Source organism: bacterium, assembly GCA_040757115.1.
In the GTDB taxonomy this organism is placed as follows: domain Bacteria; phylum UBA9089; class CG2-30-40-21; order CG2-30-40-21; family SBAY01; genus JBFLXS01.
Genome location: JBFLYA010000197.1, coordinates 1 through 833, shown reverse-complemented (window position 1 = coordinate 833; position 833 = coordinate 1). Strand labels below are relative to the sequence as shown.

Genomic DNA, 833 nt, shown 5'->3' with positions numbered 1-833 from the left:
TAAAAGATGGATAGATGGAACAGAAGAGAAGTAGAAAGGGGTATTTAATTATGTAATAAATGTAATAGAGACACAGTTAGAGTATCGAACTAAAGAAGATAGTAAGAGAAAAGAGAGATAAATCTATGGAGATGAAGTTTTTTCTTTTGCCTGAAGGATTACTTTGGCATTCATTAGAGCATAAGCAAGGGTATAGATATTGGCAATAGAGTTTAGATTACGAAAGATAGGTTTTTCAAGAGCATAATCCTTAAGAATGGAAAACCCTCTTTCTGCCAGAGTTCTATGTTTGTAAGTTTGTTTAAATAGTTTAGATTCTCTATCAATAGCAAAGCGTGCATTTTCTACATCGTCAAGGTTGATATATTTAGTACAGCCTTTCTTTTGCCAGTTGGGGTGGTTGCAGCGGCATTTTTGACCAGGTTTTCTCTTACCTGTTTTAGGGTTAATAAGAGGGCAGATAAATTTTTGTCGTCGATGCTGTTTTTGTTTATCAAACCAGGCTCCACCATTATCCATTTCACGGTTATCCTGGCAAAGAAGACGACCGTTTTTACCAAAGGAGTGTTGAAGGATTTTATGACCCCGAGTATTTAAAGGTATAAAGGCAACACCACCACCTTTGGCAATATATTGATAGACATACCAGGCGTCATAGGCAGCATCTGCCAAGAAAGTTTTGATGGTTAAATTAAGAGTATTGGTGATTGGTTTAATAACTGAAAAGAAGGCCTTAACATCCGGAGTATTGCCAGGAGTAGTTTGTTCGTTAATATTAACAACTCCGAATTGGGTTTGTTGGAAGGCAGCATGGCTTTTGAATCCCCAGAATG

Annotated in this window: 1 protein-coding gene; it reads right to left on the bottom strand. The window is 37.0% G+C overall.

What is annotated here, in order from left to right; all coding sequences use genetic code 11:
* Positions 1-123: 123 nt before the first annotated feature.
* On the bottom strand, positions 124-833 hold a 710-nt coding region (locus AB1422_14560), incomplete at its 5' end, for a transposase (GenBank protein MEW6620535.1).